The organism is Bacillus sp. EB600, assembly GCF_024494385.1.
In the GTDB taxonomy this organism is placed as follows: domain Bacteria; phylum Bacillota; class Bacilli; order Bacillales; family Cytobacillaceae; genus JAEVLT01.
Genome location: NZ_JAEVLT010000083.1, coordinates 1 through 4,807, shown reverse-complemented (window position 1 = coordinate 4,807; position 4,807 = coordinate 1). Strand labels below are relative to the sequence as shown.

Sequence of the window (4,807 nt, the reverse complement as noted above, 5' to 3'; positions counted from 1 at the left end):
TAGGGCAAGGTTGTGTCCGAACAGTATAATCTACGTCTGTGGAGATTGTGTAAGACATATTGGGAAACCCCCACTATGCCACGGTTGATGAATCAGGAAGCCCCTTCTTCAAAACAACCCGAAAGGGTGTTAAGGAAGGGTCATTCACGGAGGAGAATGCACAATGAAGGAAATATTACCAAGTGTTCTTCCTATTCTTTTTATTTTTCTCGATATGATTGTAATGATTGCCTGTTTAAGAAAAATTACTAATCAAACTTATTTTAGATATTACAACAAAATCATATGGATGTTCATTGTTGTTTTCGGCATTATGGGACAACTAATGTATTTCATATTGGAAGATAACCGAGATTACAAATAGCTATCATTTATCTATTTCCTTTCTTTCCTAAAAAAGAATTTACCGAATACTGTTCCGTTAATGTGGAGAAATCGTAAAGCTGAAACAATTGACTTGGATAAGTTTGAATTTCTTATTGAATGATGGAAGATAAAGTTAAACCATCCATTTACCCCACCAATGAAGATGAAGTAATGGTCGATTAGAGAAAATGGCAATTCCAAAGAAGACGCAACTCATTCATTTTTTTAAAAGGGGAGAGCTCATAATTCAATTAATACTCAAAGAATACTTTTCATCGTGGAGAATATATACAGAATAGGAACCTGGGTATTTACTTTCTGGTGAGGGGAGAATTTCATGAGTAATTTAGTAAATGACAAGCTGTATGAAACGAGAAATTCCTTAGTAAATGAGATTACTTTATTAAGTTATGCTCAATTTAATGATAGGCATGGGATGAATAAGTGGAGTATAGCACAAGTTTGTCATCACTTAGTTTTAGTGGAACAGGCAACAATAAAGGCTATTGCATGGGGATTAAAAAAGGTTGATAATACTCAAAAAGAACGTAAAAACGTTCATCTTTTGTTGGATCGAACGAAAAAGTTTAAAGCTCCTGAAATCGTTGAACCAGATGTAGAACCATTTGAAGTTCAGTCAATCATTGATTTGTTAAACGATTCGAGAAAAAAATTTATGACTTTCCTTAATACAATAGAGGATAAATCGATATTGGCGAAAAAATCATTTAATCATCCTGCCTTAGGTGAATTGCCGCTTGACCAATGGATAGAACAGATATATATACATGAACAGCGACACATAGAACAAATAAAAGAGATAAAATTACTTTTAAATGCGAGGCACTAAACATATGATTATCAATGAGTGTACGTGGGGACGGTTCTATTGTGTCTTTCTGTGAGACGCAAGAACCGTCCCCTTGTTATCCCCTTGTTATATAAATTGAAGTTTCACATTTATCCATTAATAATCATTCCACCGTTTATATGTAGAATTTGTCCTGTTACATTTGAGGAGTCGTCCGATGCCAAATAAACATATGCAGGTGCTAGTTCAAAAGGTTGTGCAGCACGTTTCATTGGAGTTTCACTTCCAAAAGTTGCATAAGTTTCTGGTTGACCGCTTGAAGGAATAAGAGGGGTCCATACAGGTCCTGGAGCAACGCCATTAACTCGGATTCCTTGATTAATGGCGGAAAGTGCTAACGAGCGGGTGAATGAAACGATTGCTCCCTTGGTAGCGGCATAATCGATCGCGTATTCATGTCCGCTGTATGCAGCGATTGAAGCCGTATTAATAATGGTACTTCCTTGTTTTAAATAGGGAATGGCTGCTTGTGTAAGATAAAAAAATGAAAAAATATTTGTTTGAAAAGTACGTTTAAGCTGCATTACTGATATGTCGCTGATACTTGCCTGTGGGTGTACTTCTCCGGCATTATTGACTAGGATCTCCAGATGTCCAAATACTTTGATTGTCTTCTGAACGACATAATGACAAAAATCCTCATCCCCTAAATCTCCTGCGATCGTCAGGCTTTGTCTCCCCAATTGCAGCACTCTATCTTTTGTTTCAAATGCATCTCCGTGCTCATTTAAATAAACAATCACAACATCTGCGCCTTCTTTTGCAAAAGCAATGGCGACAGCTCGACCGATCCCACTGTCTCCCCCAGTAATGATGGCGGTTTTGTTCAATAGTTTATTGCTTCCAGTATAATTAGGGTTTTCAGAGATAGGTCTTGGAATCATAAAAGATTCAATTCCTGGATGCTGGGGCTGGTATTGTGGGGGAAATGTGATCGGAACTGTTTCGCACTTTTGTACATACCCAAAATGATGATACATAAATAGGCCCCCCTCCGTTATGTTAATTTTAGAATATTCTTAAAATTGAATGGGTGTATGCCTAAAAAGTCTTACTGCTTTTGAACTTTTGATTCTATACTTTCATTGTAAAGAAACAGTGATTCGAAAAGTATATTTTTTGAAAATAGGTGGAAATTAAAGGTGGCTTTTAGCAATTCATTTCCATTGAGGAGGCAGTTGGGATGAAAAAAAGAAAATGGATGTTTTGTTTGAGTGCAATTCTAGCGTTCATTTTACCTTTACATAAACCAGTGTATGCTTTTATTCCTTCTAAAGACCAAATTGTAAAACCTGAACAGGTAACATGGCAGAAGGAGGAAGATAAACCTGCCTTTGATCTCTGGGGAAAATCCTTCTCACGTAGAGAGGCCCATGATTTAATGCAAACAGCAAAGGGAAGGGAACTATTATCTCCTAAGAATGGTGCAGTAAAAATTGATCAAGCTCTATTAGATTTAGGAAGAAAGTCATTTTACGAAGAAACCTTCGGAAATGAAGTCTTTTTATCCGATATTCTTGGTGCCTTTAATGGACCGCTCACAATTGAAAATTTTCAGAAAGCAATAAAGGAATTAAACGGTAAGGGGACAACGAATTTACAGGTAGAATTAGCAGAAACAGTAACGATGGGCGGGAAAACATATAAAAAAGGAACAAAAGTGGATACCGGATTTGATGTGATACAAGGTTCTAACGAAGTTCTTGGTTTGCCGATTGTAAGGTCAGAGGGAAGGTTAAAAGTAGGGCTTAGCTGTGCAGCATGCCATGCAACTGTTGATCCTATTAATCAAAAAGTAATTGAAGGTGCTGTTAACACGGATGCTAATTTCGGACTTCTCCTTGCTTTAGGTACGAACACAACTGCTTATTTTGCACGTACTGAAATTGCATCTTTAAAGGATTATATGAAGAACTTAGATAAAACTGTTGTAACGAGTGAAGGTAAAAAAGAACCCTTACCAGATCCCAAGGCGTTGGAAGCAGCTGTTGATGATAGTGTAATTAAATGGCCAAAAGGGAACTTTGATATTACTAGTGACTTTATTAGTAATCCTACTCAGATTCCGGATTCTTTCACTTTAGGGGATCATCCCTATAGCTGGAGTGGCTTTGCAATGGCTGGACCGTTTAAAGGATTAAGTACATTAAATAATGCTGTTCACGCCCAAGGTTCTGACTTGATTACGATTGCTGAAGCTAGTCGAGCTCTTTTTGGAATTGACCAAGAGGTATATTTAGGAACCATTCTGCAGAATGCGGCGAACCCAAAATATCGATTTGATCCGACTAAAAGGAAGAGGCCTTCTGAATTTTTTGCACAAGTCGATCCTACCCCAGATGCTCCCGGGGTAAACAAAGCGATTAAATTACCAACCTATCCGAGGTCTTCGCTGATATCACCTAATGGGTTGATCGTCAGCTCGCCAGGAACAAAAGTAGGGGAACAAAACAATGCAATGTCAGCCTTTCAAAATACTCTTGTTCCTCCCAAATCACCGATTAAGATAACAGATGAGGAAATGCAATTAGGGAAACAGGTATTTGCTCACGGATCCTGTATTACCTGTCATGCAGGAACTTTTTACACCAATAACGGGATTATACCAGTGGAACAAATTGGTACCGAACCGTCACGTGCAATTGGATTAAGAAAAGTAGGCGTGTTTTTAACAGATCCACTTATTTATTCATCTGATACACCTGTGCCGGTGCCAAAAAATGCACTGGTGTTGAAAGTTCCGACCCGGGGATTAGACCCTGGGCAAATCAACCTTGCCTTTGGAATTGGAAATACAATCGGGGGCTATAAAGTTCCTAGTCTTATTGGTCTTTATTGGTCTGCACCATATCTCCATGACGGAGGTGTCGCGGTTGGAGCAGACACTAAAAATCAATTAGGAATAGAAGGAACATTGAATAAAAGTATTCTACCTGATCCTTATAACAGTATCCGCGCATTAGTGGATAAAAATTTGAGAACTCAAGTTATAAAAGCAAATCAATCTTCCGAAAGCCTTCGGAAATCAAATGTAACAGGCGAGGGGCATGAATATTGGGTAGATGCTTCAACAGGTTTTTCTCAACATGAACAAGACGCTTTGATAAAGTATTTACTAACATTGAAATAAACCCCTTAAAGACAGGCAGTCATAAGAAATGCCTGTCTTTAAGGGGTTTCATTTTTTGTTGAATAAAACAACGAGATGTATCGATCAAATCCTATTATTTGCAAATACAGTATCTTTCTCGCCATATAAAATTGGTGAAAATTTCTGATTGTCTATTAACACAGTTGATGTTATGATAATTGAGCTGACTCGTTAACAGCTTCATGAAAACGAAGTTTTAAACATAATCATTTCGGAGAAGTTGACATAAACGAATTAATGTGATAAGATTGTTCTTGTCGCTGAACGACATTCATCCTTTAAAAAAGGGTTGACGAAATGTTCAGATGGCATATACTACAAAAGCTGTTTTAAAAAGATTGTTCTTTGAAAACTAAACAAACAAAAACGTCAACAATAAAAAAAACATAGTGAAGCAAGTCTTCACTAGCCAACGTAAT

General features: G+C 37.4%; 4 protein-coding genes. 3 read left to right on the top strand and 1 reads right to left on the bottom strand.

The window, feature by feature from the left end; all coding sequences use genetic code 11:
- The first annotated feature begins 163 nt into the window (after positions 1–163).
- Positions 164–364: a hypothetical protein gene (locus JN080_RS28215; protein WP_256239267.1), complete on the top strand. Its 201-nt coding sequence runs from the start codon at positions 164–166 to the stop codon at positions 362–364.
- Positions 365–703: 339 nt separating this feature from the next.
- Positions 704–1,216, top strand: a complete 513-nt coding sequence (locus tag JN080_RS28210; RefSeq protein ID WP_256239266.1) for a DinB family protein — start codon at positions 704–706, stop codon at positions 1,214–1,216.
- Between the two features lie 110 nt (positions 1,217–1,326).
- Here JN080_RS28210 and JN080_RS28205 read toward each other — a convergent pair whose 3' ends face one another.
- Positions 1,327–2,217 (bottom strand): SDR family oxidoreductase, encoded by an 891-nt coding sequence (locus JN080_RS28205; RefSeq protein WP_256239265.1) that lies wholly within the window; start codon positions 2,215–2,217, stop codon positions 1,327–1,329.
- 203 nt (positions 2,218–2,420) lie between these two features.
- On the opposite strand from JN080_RS28205, the gene JN080_RS28200 reads away from it, so the two are divergent.
- Positions 2,421–4,367, top strand: a complete 1,947-nt coding sequence (locus JN080_RS28200) for an electron transport protein (protein WP_256239264.1) — start codon at positions 2,421–2,423, stop codon at positions 4,365–4,367.
- Positions 4,368–4,807: the final 440 nt, after the last annotated feature.